We start from the raw sequence: 13567 nt of genomic DNA, 5'->3' as shown, positions 1-13567 counted from the left end.
ATGAACTTCACGACGCTGTTCATCAAACGCCCCGTCATGACGACGCTCGTCATGGTGGGCATTCTCGTGTTCGGCATCGTGGCCTACAGGCAGCTGCCGGTAAGCGACCTGCCCAACGTGGACTTTCCCACGATCACCGTCACCGCCGTGCTGCCGGGCACGAGCCCGCAGACGATGGCGGCCACCGTGGCCACGCCGCTCGAGAAACAGTTCTCGACCATCGCCGGCATCGACAACATGACGTCGACGTCGAGCGTGGGGCAGACGCAGATCGTCATCCAGTTCGCCCTCGACCGCGACATCGACGCCGCGGCGCAGGACGTGCAGGCCGCCATCGCCCAGACCACGCGCGCGCTGCCGCAGGGTATCGTGCCGCCGTCATACCAGAAATCGAATCCGGCCGACGCGCCGATCCTGACGCTCGCCCTGACGTCCACCGAGGTCCCGCTGTCCACGCTCGACGAGATCGGCGAGACGACGTTGGCCCAGCGGCTGTCGATGGTGGGCGGCGTGGCCCAGGTGCTGGTGTACGGGGCGCAGAAGTACGCCGTGCGCGTGCAACTCGATCCGGCGCAGCTCGCCACGCGCGGCATCGCGCTCGAGGACGTGGCCTCGGCGATCGCCAGTCAGAACGTGAACATGCCCACCGGCGTGCTGTGGGGCCCCCTGACGGCGCTCACCGTGCAGGCCACCGGGCAGCTGTCCGACGCCGATCAGTTCCGCGACGTGATCGTGGCCTACCGGAACGGCGCGCCCGTGCACCTGAGCGACGTGGGCCGGATCACCAACGACGTCCAGAACGACAAGACGGCGAGCTGGTACAATGGGCAGCGGTCGATCGTGCTCGCCATCCAGCGGCAGCCGGGCACCAACACGGTGGACGTGGCCAACCGCGTCAAGGCGTCGATTGCGCGCCTGCAGTCGGAGATCCCGCCCACGGTGAAGGTGTCCACGCTCTACGACCGCTCGGCCACCATCCAGGCGTCGGTGCACGACGTGACGTTCACCCTCGAGCTGACGCTGGCGCTCGTGGTGCTGGTGATCTTCCTGTTCCTGCGCAATCTCTCGGCCACGATCATCCCCAGCCTGGCCCTGCCGATGTCGATCATCGGGACGTTCTCGGTGATGTACCTGCTGCACTACAGCCTGGACAACCTGTCGCTGATGGCGCTCACGCTGGCCGTGGGCTTCGTGGTGGACGACGCGATCGTGATGCTGGAGAACATCGTGCGCCACCTCGAGATGGGGAAGACCAAGCGCCAGGCGGCCATCGACGGCGCCGCCGAGGTGGGATTCACCATCCTGTCGATGACGTTCTCGCTGGCCGCGGTGTTCATCCCGTTCCTGTTCATGGGCGGGATCATCGGCAAGCTGTTCCACGAGTTCGCGGTCACGATCGGCGTCGCGATCCTCGTGTCGGGGTTCGTGTCGCTGACGCTCACGCCGATGCTGTCCAGCCGCTTCCTGCGGGCCGAGCACGAGCGCGCGCACGGACGGTTCTACCACGCCACCGAGCGGTTCTACGACTGGTGGCTGGGCATCTACGAACGCACGCTGGCGTGGGTGATGCAGCGGCGGCCGGCGGCGCTGGCGTTCTCGTTCGCCACGCTGGTCGTGACCGGTTGGTTGTTCTGGGCCATCCCCAAGGGGTTGTTCCCCACCGACGACACCGGGCAACTGCTGGCCACCACCGAGGCGGCGGAGGGGATCTCGTTCGACGGCCTCTCGCAACGGCAGAAGCAGGTGGCGGCGGTGGTGGCGCAGGATCCCGACGTGCGGTCGGTGACGTCGTCGGTGGGCACGACGGCGGCGGCCAATCAGGGCCAACTCACGATCGACCTCAAGCCGATCACGGAGCGGCGCCGCAGCGCCGACGAGATCGCGCGCGACATCACGCGCGCTCTGGCGAGCGTGCCCGACATCACCGTGTTCGTCCAGAATCCGCCGGCGATCTCCATCGGCGGCCTCGCGTCCAAGAGCCTCTACCAGTACACGCTCCAGAGCGGCAACATGGGCGCGCTCGACACCGCGGCCCGGGCGCTCGAGACGCGCCTGCGCCAGCTGCCCATCCTCACGGACGTCACCAGCGACCTGCTGATCAACAATCCGCAGGTCACCGTGGACATCGACCGCGAGCAGGCCGGACAGCTGGGCGTTTCGGCGGCGGAGATCGAGAACACCCTGTACGACGCCTTCGGCCAGCGGCAGGTGTCCACGATCTACACGTCCACCAACGAGTACTGGGTGGTGATGGAACTGCTGCCGCAGTACCAATCCGACGTCGCGGCGCTGGGCCGCCTGTGGGTGCGCTCGTCCCGCGGACCGCTGGTGCCCCTGTCCACCGTGGCGCGGTTCAACGACAGCGTGGGTCCGGTCACCGTGAACCACTCGGGGCAGCTCCCGTCGGCCACGATCTCGTTCAACCTGGCGCCCGGCGTGTCGCTGGGCACGGCGCTGACCGCGGTCAAGCAGGAATCGGCCCGCATCCTGCCGGCCAACATCGCGGCCAGCTTCTCGGGCATCGCCCAGGCGTTCGTGGACACGCAGTCGGGGCTGGTGGTGCTCCTCGTGCTCGCGGTGTTCGTGATCTACGTGATCCTCGGCGTGCTGTACGAGAGCTTCATCCACCCGATCACGATTCTCACCGGGCTCCCGTTCGCGGCGTTCGGCGCGTTGGCCACGCTCATGCTGGTGCACCTCGACCTCGACATCTACGGGTTCGTGGGCGTGATCATGCTGATCGGCATCGTGGAGAAGAACGCGATCATGATGATCGACTTCGCCATCGAGGCGCAGCGCGACAGCGGCAAGACGCCCACCGAGGCGATCCTCGAAGCGGCCAGCGTGCGTTTCCGGCCGATCATGATGACGACGATGGCGGCGCTCATGGGAGCGATCCCGATCGCCGTGGGCTGGGGCGCCGGCGCCGCCACGCGGCGCCCGCTGGGCGTGGCCGTGGTGGGCGGGCTCGCGTTCTCGCAGTTGGTCACGCTGTACGTGACGCCGGTGTTCTATACGTACCTGGACGAATTGCAGACCAGGTTCTCGCGGCGGCGGGCCCCCGAGACGGCGCCGTTCGGCGGCGATGGGCCGGCTCTTCCGGAGGCCGTGCCGGGCACGTAACTCTCTGGCTTCTCCAGCTGGAGGCACCGCCCATGTCCGGTCGCTCCGTTCGTACGCTCGCCCTCGCGGTCGCGACGCTCACCGCCGCGTTCACCGGCGCCGGCGCGCAGCGCCCAGCGGCCCCCCATTGGATCGTCACCTGGAGCGCCAGCCAGTCGTGGATGGACGCGCGACCAGCGGCCGGGACGCCGGATGGCGTGCCCACCTACGTCAATCGCACCATCCGTGAGATCGTGCACACCACGCTCGGCGGCGACAGCGTGCGCGTGCGCCTGTCCAACGAGTACGGCGACCGGCCCCTGGTGATTGGCGACGCGCGCGTGGCGCGGCGCGCCGGCGGCGCGAACACCGGCGCGGGGTCCGACCGGGCGCTCACGTTCGGAGGGCAGGCGGCGGTGACGATCGGGGCGGGCGCCACCGTGGTGAGCGATCCGATCGCCTACCAGGTGCCGCCGTTGAGCGACCTCGTGGTGAGCCTCTATCTGCCCGATTCGGCGCGCACGTCCACGCGCCATCCGCTCGGCCTGCAGACCACATATGTGTCCGGCGCCGGCGACTTCGCCGCCGCGACCGCGTTCGCCGCCGATACGGCGTTCCGATCCTGGGTCTTCCTGTCGGGCGTGGACGTCACCAACGCGCAGGCGGCGGGCGCCATCGTGACGATCGGGAATTCGATCACCGACGGGTACGCGTCCACGCCCGATGAGAACCGCCGGTGGCCCGACGTGCTGGCCCGGCGCCTGCTCACCACGCCGGGCGCGCCGGTGATGAGCATGGCGAACGCGGGCATCTCCGGCAATCGGGTGCTGAATCCCGGAGCGGGGCCCAGCGCCCTGGCGCGGTTCGGCCGCGACGTGCTGCTGCAGCCGGGCGCGCGCGACGTCATCATCATGGAGAGCATCAACGACATCGGACGGGCGAACTTCTCGAGGAACCCCGACGACTCCGTGAGCGCGGCCGCCATCATTTTCGGGCTGTCGCAGCTGGCCGAGCGCGCGCGCGAGCGGGGGCTCGTGGTGTACGGAGCCACGCTGACGCCGTTCGAGGGGTCGGAGCCGTACTACTCGGCCGCGTCGGAGGCCAAGCGGCAGGCGGTGAACGCATGGATCCGGACCAGCGGCGCATTCGACGGCGTCATAGATTTCGATGCTGTGATGCGCGACCCGAGCCATCCGGCGCGATTTCTGCCCGCCTATGATTCGGGCGACCATCTCCACCCGGGAGACGCCGGATATCGGGCGATGGCGGAGTCGATCGACCTCGGTCTGTTCCGCGCGCCTCCTCCACATCGTTAGCGAGTCGTGAATTCATGAAGAAGTATCGCAACAAGACCGTGGCGTTCGTGATCGACGTGCGGTCGCGCCTGGAGTTCCTGTTCGGTCACGTGCCCGGCGCCATCTGCATTCCCGTGCAGAAGGTGGGACACGACGCGATGGAGCGGCGCGGCATTCCCAAGGACGCCGGCATCCTCCTGTATTGCGCCAGCGGTTCGCGGTCGGCGCTGGCCACGAACGCGCTGAAGCAGGCCGGCTACACGCGCGTCGTGGACGGCGGCGGGATCGCCGCCGTCAAGCGGGACCTGCGCGACGCTACTTCCTGATCGTCGCGCCGGTGAGTTCGGCGACCGCGCTCAGCGTGGTCTGCGCGGCATTCAGCCCGAGCCGGAAATCCTTGTCGTTGTACGTGGTGTAGACGTCGGTGGGCTGGTGCCAGTTGGGATCCCAGCCGGCGCCGATCTGCGTGCCGCGTTGGTTCTCGCGCAGGCTGATGGCGGGAACGATGTCCTTGAACGGGTCGGAGTCGGTGTTGGTCATGTGACTGCCCACCGACGCCGGATAGTCCGTGGCGTATTTCTCGTTGGCCCGTTCGAACGCCCAGGCCAGCGTCTGGGCCTGCGCGGCGAACTTTGAATTCACCTGGAATTCGATGTTCACGTCCGCCTCCGGCCGCTGCTCCGGCGAGAGCGTGCCGTCGGCGCGCGGCATGCCGTGGTCGAACAGCATCATGTCGTGCTGGATCATGCCGAGCCAGCGGGGTTCCGGATACTTGCCCGACCCCGGCGGATCTTCCTTGCCCTGCAGCGACTCGCGCTGGGCTACGTACGCGCGGCTGCCGTTGAGCCCGCTCTCCTCGTTGTTCCAGAGCACGAAGCGGATGGAGCGGTCGGTCTGCACGTCGGGGCTGCTGAACACGCGGGCCAACTCCATCACGAGCGCCGAGCCGGAGCCGTCGTCGTTGGCGGCCTGGCCCCAGCCGATGCCGTCCATGTGGCCGCCCACGATGTACATCTCGTCGGGGTGCGTGGTGCCGACCTTGGTGCAGAACACCTCCTGGCGTTCGCCCGGCACCGTGGGCGGCGTGTCGATGGCGCGGATTGCCGGATCGGGTTGGCGCAGCGAGTCGGTGTTCACGCCCGTGCGCGCGCGGATGCCGCGGTAGCGGCCGCCGCCCTGCGCGAGGTCGCTGCCGCGGCCCCCGCGGCCCCCGCGGCCCCCGCGACCGCCCCGTCCGCGCGGGGCGGGCGGCTGCCAGTCATAGGTGAGGCGCTGGATGTCGGCGCACCCATAGCTCCTGAGTTGCGCCTCGATCCAGTCCACCGCCTGGCGGTTGCGCTCGGTGCCCTGGCGCCGGTCGCCGAACTGGGTGAGGCCCTTGATCGTGGCCTTGTACTTCTCGAGATCGAGCCGGCTCACGAGCGTCTCGATGGGATCGCTGGCCGGCTGGGCCGCGGCGCCGGCGGCCTGGGCAGGGGCCGGGCAAGGGACGGCGAGTGCGGCGATCAGGCCGGCGTTCGCGACGATGTACGGCAGGGCGCGCATGAGATTCCTCGTGGAGGTTGGGCGGTGACGGGCGATTGCGATCAGCCGCCCGGGTGATACTCCCGTTCCGTGTGGCCCTGCAGCTGCGACCTGTAGAAGTACACCACACGCAGGTTCCCCGTGGCGTAGCGCTCGGCCTCGTCGGCGAAGTGCGGCGAATGCACGTCGCCGCTCTCGCCGCCGGCGGTCACCGCGCGCGCCCGCACGCTGTCGCCGAACTCGACCACGGCCACGAAGCTGTTGCCGCTCGTGCCATACCACTTCTTGGTGTTGGGATACGCGCGAGCGCCGAACGACGCCAGCGAGCCCCAGATCGACGACGTGAACGGCACCGGGATGCTCGGCTTCGCGTCGTCGAAGTTCGGATCGATGTCGTCGTTGATGCGCTGGAACCGGTTGATGTCGCCCCACGGCGTCTGCCAGGTGCCGAAGTCGGCGGTGATCTGGTTGGCCGCTGCCGCCAGTGACTGCAGCAGTTCGTCCGACGACGCGCGCTGCACCACATAGTCCTCGGCCGACATGCCCGCGGCGCGCGCCTCGCGCCCCACGCGATGCATGATGTCCGTGCCCCAGAAGACGGCCAGCGACGTGGGCACCGAATTGATGCCCCACCGATAGTCCCACCCGCGCAGCAGCGTGATCTTCTTGGCCAGCCGGGCCTTGAGCGGATTGGCGCCCGGCGTGGCGTCGTACGCCTTGATGAGCGGCGGGATCATCGTCGCGAACGCGGGCAGATAACTGTCGAACGCCAGCGCGGTGAGCGACGCCATCGTGAAGTCCTTGTGGTTGGGCAGCAGCCGCAGCGCGTGGTAGCCGCGCGGAGATTCCTCGGTGCTGGTCTCCACGTACCGGGGAAAGTCCTTGCGTCTTGGGCTGTCGGGGCCGGCCGCCGACCAGGGCCAGTTGTTGGAATTGTAGAGCCACCCGACCGGCGGATTCAGCAGGTGCGGCGTCTCGTCGGTGGACAGGAGGCCGTGGTAGGCCGTGGCCGGGTTGCTGCCGTCCACCGGCTTGGTCCAGTCGAATGAGGTGTCGCGCCGGGGGATGTAGTTGGAGTGGAAGTACGCGATGTTCCCCTCCGCATCCGCGAAGATCGTGTTGTTGGAGGAGTTGGTGTGCAGCTGCATGATCTTGCGCCACGCCGCGTAGTCCTTGGCCTTGGTGCGCGTGTATGACTGGGTGAGCGCCTTGACGGGGCTCTGCATGAGGCTGATGCTCACCCACCGGTCGCCCACCGAGCGCACCACCGGGCCGTGCTGCGTGAAGTACGCGGTGAACGTGCGGTGCGCCATGCCGGTGGCGGTCTTGTAGGGCACGTCGATCGTCCGCTGCGCCATCGGCAGGTCCCTGTTGCCGTAGCGATAGAAGCGGCGATCGCCCTTCTTCACCACCGTCTCCAGGAACTCGTCGATGTTGTCCACGCCGCTGGACGTGTGCATCCATCCGGCGGTGGGGTTGAAGCCCTGATAGATGAAGAACTGCCCCCAGGTGACGGCGCCGTAGGCGTCCAGCCCCTCGTCGCTCACCATCTGGAGTTCGGAGCGGAAGTAGAACGACGTGTGCGGATTGATCCAGAGCAGCGCGTGATGGTCGAGGGTGTTGGCGGGCGCGATGGCGATGCCGTTGGAGCCCGACGGCTCCGGCGGCGGCCCGTCGCCTCGGCCCTGGCGCGCGGGCAGCGGCACGTGGCCGTAGAACGCCGCCAGCTCGTTGAGGTTCACCCGCTCGATGTCGCCGCCGATGCTCCCTTCGGTGAACGACAGCGCCATCCACGGTTCGAAGTGCGTGATCACGCGGGGCTTCACCTCGGGGTGCTTGTACAGATAGAAGTTCAATCCGTCGGCGAACGCGTCCATCAGCTGCTTGAGCCACGCCGGACTCGCCGCGTATTCCGCTTTCAGCGTGTCGGGATCCATGAAAAGCTTCATGCGCAGGTCGCGCCAGATCTGCGACTCGCCCTCGGCTTCCGCCAGGCGGCCCAGCGCGTTCAGGTAGTTGGTCTCCACGCGATTGAAGTCGTCCTCAGCCTGGGCGTACTCCACGCCGAACACGGCGTCGGCGTCGGTGTGGCCGTAGATGTGGGCGATGCCCCAGTCGTCGCGGATGATCGTGACGCGCTGCGCTTCCTGCTCCCAGCGCGCGATCTCCTGCGGGGTCTGCGCCTGGGCGCCGCGCGGGCCGGGCAGCGCGGCGGCGGCCGTGACGAGGAGCGTGAAGAGGATGTTGAGCTTCGGCATGACGGATTCTCGGGGAAGACTTGGACGCCGGACAACATGCGTCGTGGACCGGCGAGCGGCCAGTCGCGGGTGGTGCGGAGGGTGGACGGCGTCGGCGATGGCGTTGCGTGGCCTGACGACGTAAGATAGCGTGCATCGCCGCGCGGCCGACGCGCGGCAACGCCATGGATTCACGGAGTACGAGATGACCGAGCCCGCTCCCCCCACCGCGGCGTCGACGCCGGTGGGCCGCACGGCGAATACGCAGTACTTCCGTGTGGACCCCGACATCCTGATCGTCCTGCCGGACAAGGATCTCAAGGACGACGGGGCCTCGGCGGTGATGAACACCGATTTCCAGATCCGATTCGCGCGCGAGATGGGCCGGCCGGTGGCCGTGGTCGTGCACCTGACGAGCCTGCTGTCGCAGGACTCGGAGGCGCGCCGCATCTACGCCGAGCGCATGGATCCGGCGCTGTTCTACGCTGCGGCGCTGGTGGCCAGCAATCCGATCTCGCGGGCCATCGCCAGCTTCTTCCTGGGACTGACGAAGCCGAAATTCCCCACCCGGGTGCACGATTCCTACGATACCGCGATCGCGTGGGTGGAGACCCTCCGGCCGGGACGCGCGCGTTGACGGCGATCGACACGACCGGCTGGACGAGGATCGGCACCAGCGACAACGCCGATTTCTACGAGGTGGAGCCGCGCATGCTCGCCGTGGTGCCGCGCGACGGCACCGCCGACACCGCCGAGACGGCGCGGCAGAGCGTGGGGATCCAGCTCGACCACCTGCGGTCACGGGGGACGCGCGCCGGCGTGATCGTGTTCATGGATCCGGTGATCGAGCAGGACGCGGGCGCGCGCGCGGTGTACCGCGACGCCCCCGATCCCGCGCTGCAGGTGTGCTTCGCGCTCGTGGGCAGTTCGCCGTTCGGCCGCGCGGTGGGATCGGTGTTCCTGGGGCTGAGCCGGCCCCGCGTGCCCACGCGCATGTTCGGGTCGTTCGACGACGCGGCGGCGTGGATCCGCCAGGTGGTGGGCTGATGCCGGATCCGCGCGAACTGCCCCCCGAACTGGTGACCGGGCTGCTCCGGCTGTGCGAGGGCGACTTCTCGTTCCGCCTGCCGCGCACCGGCACGCGCGACGACACCGACACCGCCGCGTTCTTCGTCAACGCGATCGCCGAGGAGCTGGAGCGGATCATGCGCACGTCGCAGGAGCAGGAGAAGCGCCTGGCCGACTTCGTGCAGAGTACGTCCGAGATGCTGATCCGGGTGGCGGCCGGCGACCTGACGGCGCAGCTGGAGCGCGACTTCGCGGGCGATCCGCCCGACGTCCTCGCCTATCTGGTGAACAATACCGTCGCCGAGCTCGGGGCGTTCGTGGCCGCGACGCAGCGGCGCGCGGACGAGGATCGCCTGCGGCTGGAGGCCCTGGTCCTCGAGCGCACGCGGGAGCTGGATCGACTGGTGGGCGTGGACATCCTCACCGAAGCGTACAACCGCCGCCGCCTGGAAGAACTCGGTCGGCAGGAGATCGGCCGCGCGGCGCGATTCGGCGATCCGCTGTGCGTGCTGATGCTCGACCTCGACCACTTCAAGTCGATCAACGACACGTTCGGCCACTCCGTGGGCGACACCGCGCTGCAGATGGCGGCGGCGGCCATCCGCAGCCGAGTGCGCGCCTACGATCACGTGGGACGCTATGGCGGCGAGGAGTTCGTGATCGTCGCTCCAGGCACGCCCCTGGCCGGCGCGGTGCGCCTGGCCGACGCGGTGCGCGACGCGATCGCCGCCGTCGAGTTCGACGCGATCGACGGCCCGGTGACGATCACCACGAGCGTGGGGATCGCCGAATGGGCGCCGGGCGAGGCGCTCGAATCGGTGATCGCGCGGGCGGATGCCGCGATGTACCGCGCCAAGGAGATGGGCCGCAACTGCGCGTTCGCGGCCGAGGCTCCAGCGGCGGGGTAGCGCCGGTCAGCGCGGCGTCCAGGTGAGGCCGGCGCGGTTCACGTAAGGGAAGGCGGCGTCGGGATCGATCTGCACCTTGACGATGGCTGGCTGGGCCGCCACCCGCACCGTGGCCCGTCGAGCGCCGGCCAGCCACGCGTCCACCGGCACCTCGAGCCGCTGCACGCGGCCGTCGGCGCGCGTCACCGCCAGCGGCACCGGCATCGGCGCCAGTCCGCGGTCGACGATCGTGATCGCCACCGAATCGCCGTCCGGCGTCACCGACGCCAGCGCCTGATCGAGCGGCCACGCGTGGTAGAACCAGGTCTGCCAGAACCACGACAGGTCGCGTCCCGACACGCTCGCCAGGGTATTAAAGAAATCATATGGTTGCGGATGCTTGCCGATCCAACGGCGGCCGTACTCCACGAACGCGCGATGGAACGTGTCGGCGCCGAGGATCCCGCGGAGGGCGGCCAGCGCCTGGGCCGTCTTGTCGTAGTACATCACGAAGTACAGATCCTGCGGATACTCGTCGCCGGGGAGCATCAACGGCGCATCGCCGCCGGCGCGCACGCTGCCCACGTAGAGCGCGCGCTGGCCCGCTTCGGAGTCGTTGGGGCGCCCGCCCGCGCGCGGTTCGCCGTACAGGGCGCGCATGCCCTGGGCCACGTCGAACTGCGTGAACCCCTCGTCCATCCATGGGTAGCGCGTCTCGTTGGAGCCCACCTGCATCGGGAACCACATGTGCCCGGTCTCGTGCATCAGGTCGCCGGCCAGCGAGAGCGTGTCGGCCCACGGCTGCATCAGCGTCATCATCGGGTACTCCATGCCGCCGCTGTTCAGCACGCCCTCCATGGACGTCATCTTGGGCCACGGATACGCCCACAGGTAGGCCGAGAGCCGCTCGATGGCGTCGCGCGTGAACCGCGCGCCGCCCAACCGCCAGGCGGCGGCGGGCCGGTTCAGCCGGAAGAAGCTGTTGATGGCCACCGTGTCGCGGCCGCCGCCCACGAGGGCGCGCGTCGCATCCCACGCGTACTGGTCGCTGGTGCCCCAGGCGAAGTCGCGCACGTCGGGCGCCACGAAGTGCCAGGTGGTGGTGGCGCCGCCGGGCTGGAAGACCCTCGCCGCCGGCGCGCCCGGCGTGAGCACGCGCACCACGCGCCCGGTGCGGCGCGCCGCGGCCAGGCTGTCGCGCGCCGCGGGGGTGAGCACGGCGGCGGCGTTGGCCAGCGTGCCGGTGGCGTCCACCACCCAGCCGCGCGGCACGGTGAGGCGCACGTCGTAGTCGGCGGGATCCATGTAGAACTCGGCTTCGAGCAGATACGGATCGGTCACCCAGCCGTCCACGTCGTCGTACACGGCGATCTCTGGATACCAGTAGCCCATGAAGTACACGTGGCCGTCGTGCCCTTCGCGGCCGTCGGCCGGCGCCGGCGCCGGCGCATAGGACCAGGCGAATGCGAGCTGCACGCTGTCGCCCGGCAGCAGCGGTTGCGCGAGCGGAATCCACATCACCGTGCCGTCCACCGCGTACTCGCCCACGCGCGGCGGCTGCTCCGGTGGCGCCGTGATCGGCATCGCGGGATTGCGGTGCCGCTCGGCCACGATCGCGCGCCCGTTCACCGCCACGCGGCCGAGCGTGACGCCGCCGGTGATCGGCGCCGGCTGGCGGCGCGGCACGCCGGGCGCGAACACGTTCTGCCGCAGATAGACGGCGATCGTGCGCAGCGAGTCGGGGGAATGGTTCACGTACTCCACCGTCTCGCGCCCGGTCACGCGGTTGCGCACCGGGTCGAGGGCCGCGTCTATGGAATAGCGCGGGTGCTGCACCCAGTAGTTGGGGCCGGGAAGGCCACTGCGGGTGCGCGTGCCGCGGGCCACCGCGCGACTGAAGGCGAACGACTCGTACACCGGTCCCGGGGTGGGGCGGGGGCCGGCGGCCGTGGCGGCGGGATCGAACGCCGGCGCGGCCCGCGTCTGGGCCGTGGCGTTCGGGGCGAGGAGCGTCGTCGCGACGAGCGCGGCGGCGAGGGCGAGCGGCGTGGCCGGGAGCAGGCGGTTCAGCACGGGGACCTCAGGAAGGCATGGCGAACGCGATGCACCAAGGTACAGCGCCGCGGCGCCGGGCGTCCACGCCGGCGTGGCGGCGCGCCATTCGCGCCGGCGCAGCGCGTTCCGTATGTTGGCCGTTCATGCCGCCCGCCCGGTCCGCCGTCCCCGACGCTCGTTCCGCGACGCCCCCCGCGGCCCGCCACCCGTGGGTGTGGGCGGTGCTCTACTTCCCGTTCGGGCTGTCGTTCGGGTTTCCGTCGATCGCGTTGGGGTATCTCGCGGCGCGGGCCGGGATCTCGGTGTCGGCCATCGCCGGCGTGATCGGCATGACGCTGCTCGCCTCGGGGTGGAAGTTCGTGTGGGCGCCGATCGGCGACTACACCCTGTCGCGAAAGCGCTGGTACCTGATCGCGATCGCGACGGTGTCGGCGGGGTTCATCGCCATCACGCTCGTGCCGCTGTCGCAGGCCACGATGCCGTTGCTGTCGGTGCTCGTGCTGATGTCGAGCGTGGCCGCGACGTTCGTGGCCTTCGCCACCGAAGGGCTGATGGTACACAACACGCCGCTCGCGGCGCGGGGCCGAGCGGCGGGGTGGTTCCAGTCGGGCAATCAGTTCGGCCAGACGGCGGGCGGCGGATTGAGCCTCTGGTTCATGCGGCACGCGCCCGAGCCGTGGATGGCGGGGGCGGCGCTGGCGGTCGTGCTCGCGCTGTGCGCGCTGCCGCTGCTGCTGCTCGACGAGCCGCCGCGCGCGCTGCATGGCGCGTCGGTCGGGGCGCGGGTGGCCGACGCATGGCGCGAGTTGGCGGGCATCGTGCGTTCCCGCATCGGGCGGATCGGGCTGATCCTCGCCATCCTGCCCATCGGCACGGGCGCGGCCAAGGATCTGTTCGGCTCGCTCGGTCCCGAGTGGCACGCGCCGGCCGACATGGTGTCGCTCGTGCTCGGGGTGGGCGGGGGCATCGCCGTCGTGGCCGGGTGCTTCCTGGGCGGCCGGCTCGCCGATCGGATCAGCAAGCCGTGGGCGTACGCGTCGTCGTGCTTTCTGGGCCTCGTGGCGTGCGTGGTGATGGCCTGGTCGCCGCGGGACGCGGCGGGGTACGCCGCGTCGACGTTGTTCTATTCGTTCACCCTCGGCATGGTGGCGGCGTCGTTCACCGGTCTGGCGCTGGCGATCGTGGGGCACACCGCGGCGGCGACGAAGCTCAACCTGTTCTTCGCGCTCAACACGCTGTTCACGCTCGGCGTGTTGCGGATCGACGGATGGGCGCACGACGCGTGGCACACCAACGGGATGCTCTATACGGAAGCTTTGCTGGGCGTGGCGGCGCTCGTGGTGTTCGCGGGGCTGGCGGGCAAGGTGCGCGGCACGGAGTTGCCGGGCGTGTAGCGCGC

The 13567-nt window shown here is 69.6% G+C and carries 10 protein-coding genes; 7 read left to right on the top strand and 3 right to left on the bottom strand.

Annotated features, from left to right (window positions below; genetic code table 11):
* The 3 genes from VNE60_08155 to VNE60_08145 are packed head-to-tail and all read left to right on the top strand — an operon-like array spanning nucleotide 1 to nucleotide 4723.
* Nucleotides 1-3123: an efflux RND transporter permease subunit gene (locus VNE60_08155; GenBank protein ID HVB31476.1), complete on the top strand. Its 3123-nt coding sequence runs from the start codon at nucleotides 1-3 to the stop codon at nucleotides 3121-3123.
* A 32-nt stretch (nucleotides 3124-3155) separates the two neighbouring features.
* Nucleotides 3156-4418: an SGNH/GDSL hydrolase family protein gene (locus tag VNE60_08150; protein HVB31475.1), complete on the top strand. Its 1263-nt coding sequence runs from the start codon at nucleotides 3156-3158 to the stop codon at nucleotides 4416-4418.
* Nucleotides 4419-4432: 14 nt separating this feature from the next.
* Complete coding sequence (locus tag VNE60_08145; protein HVB31474.1) at nucleotides 4433-4723, top strand: rhodanese-like domain-containing protein; 291 nt, start codon at nucleotides 4433-4435, stop codon at nucleotides 4721-4723.
* Here the strand turns inward: VNE60_08145 and VNE60_08140 are convergent.
* Both VNE60_08140 and VNE60_08135 read right to left on the bottom strand, forming a co-directional pair.
* Nucleotides 4713-5942, bottom strand: a complete 1230-nt coding sequence (locus tag VNE60_08140) for a M28 family peptidase (protein HVB31473.1) — start codon at nucleotides 5940-5942, stop codon at nucleotides 4713-4715. The two genes, VNE60_08145 and VNE60_08140, sit on opposite strands and share 11 nt — an antisense overlap.
* A 41-nt stretch (nucleotides 5943-5983) precedes the next feature.
* On the bottom strand, nucleotides 5984-8179 hold the full coding sequence (locus VNE60_08135) for a penicillin acylase family protein (protein ID HVB31472.1): 2196 nt from the start codon (nucleotides 8177-8179) through the stop codon (nucleotides 5984-5986).
* 184 nt (nucleotides 8180-8363) lie between these two features.
* Here VNE60_08135 and VNE60_08130 point away from each other — a divergent pair, with 184 nt between their 5' ends.
* Genes VNE60_08130 through VNE60_08120 form a run of 3 tightly spaced genes read left to right on the top strand, consistent with a single transcriptional unit; the run spans nucleotide 8364 to nucleotide 10134 of the window.
* Nucleotides 8364-8795 carry a hypothetical protein gene (locus tag VNE60_08130; protein ID HVB31471.1) on the top strand — a complete coding sequence of 144 codons (432 nt, stop codon included), beginning with the start codon at nucleotides 8364-8366 and terminating at the stop codon, nucleotides 8793-8795.
* The gene (locus VNE60_08125; GenBank protein ID HVB31470.1) at nucleotides 8792-9205 is read left to right on the top strand and encodes a hypothetical protein; all 414 of its coding nucleotides are present in this window, start codon (nucleotides 8792-8794) and stop codon (nucleotides 9203-9205) included. The genes VNE60_08130 and VNE60_08125 overlap by 4 nt, the downstream gene beginning before the upstream one ends.
* Nucleotides 9205-10134 carry a GGDEF domain-containing protein gene (locus tag VNE60_08120; GenBank protein HVB31469.1) on the top strand — a complete coding sequence of 310 codons (930 nt, stop codon included), beginning with the start codon at nucleotides 9205-9207 and terminating at the stop codon, nucleotides 10132-10134. Before VNE60_08125 ends, VNE60_08120 begins: the two co-directional genes overlap by 1 nt.
* A gap of 6 nt (nucleotides 10135-10140) precedes the next feature.
* Here the strand turns inward: VNE60_08120 and VNE60_08115 are convergent, their stop codons facing one another.
* Nucleotides 10141-12186, bottom strand: a complete 2046-nt coding sequence (locus VNE60_08115) for a M1 family metallopeptidase (protein ID HVB31468.1) — start codon at nucleotides 12184-12186, stop codon at nucleotides 10141-10143.
* A 125-nt stretch (nucleotides 12187-12311) separates the two neighbouring features.
* Between VNE60_08115 and VNE60_08110 the strand changes: the two genes are divergently transcribed.
* The gene (locus VNE60_08110) at nucleotides 12312-13562 is read left to right on the top strand and encodes an MFS transporter (GenBank protein ID HVB31467.1); all 1251 of its coding nucleotides are present in this window, start codon (nucleotides 12312-12314) and stop codon (nucleotides 13560-13562) included.
* The last annotated feature ends 5 nt before the right edge of the window (nucleotides 13563-13567 follow it).

Source organism: Gemmatimonadaceae bacterium, assembly GCA_035533755.1.
Lineage (GTDB): Bacteria > Gemmatimonadota > Gemmatimonadetes > Gemmatimonadales > Gemmatimonadaceae > JAGWRI01.
The sequence above is the reverse complement of the archived record's forward strand: the minus strand, read 5'-3'. Positions and strand labels throughout refer to the sequence as shown.

Excerpts from the sequence above, each read along its gene's own strand:
- VNE60_08155 (HVB31476.1), top strand. The coding sequence starts at position 1 with ATGAACTTCACGACGCTGTTCATCAAACGCCCCGTCATGACGACGCTC.
- VNE60_08150 (HVB31475.1), top strand. The coding sequence starts at position 3,156 with ATGTCCGGTCGCTCCGTTCGTACGCTCGCCCTCGCGGTCGCGACGCTC.
- VNE60_08145 (HVB31474.1), top strand. The coding sequence starts at position 4,433 with ATGAAGAAGTATCGCAACAAGACCGTGGCGTTCGTGATCGACGTGCGG.
- VNE60_08140 (HVB31473.1), bottom strand. The coding sequence starts at position 5,942 with ATGCGCGCCCTGCCGTACATCGTCGCGAACGCCGGCCTGATCGCCGCA.
- VNE60_08135 (HVB31472.1), bottom strand. The coding sequence starts at position 8,179 with ATGCCGAAGCTCAACATCCTCTTCACGCTCCTCGTCACGGCCGCCGCC.
- VNE60_08130 (HVB31471.1), top strand. The coding sequence starts at position 8,364 with ATGACCGAGCCCGCTCCCCCCACCGCGGCGTCGACGCCGGTGGGCCGC.
- VNE60_08120 (HVB31469.1), top strand. The coding sequence starts at position 9,205 with ATGCCGGATCCGCGCGAACTGCCCCCCGAACTGGTGACCGGGCTGCTC.
- VNE60_08110 (HVB31467.1), top strand. The coding sequence starts at position 12,312 with ATGCCGCCCGCCCGGTCCGCCGTCCCCGACGCTCGTTCCGCGACGCCC.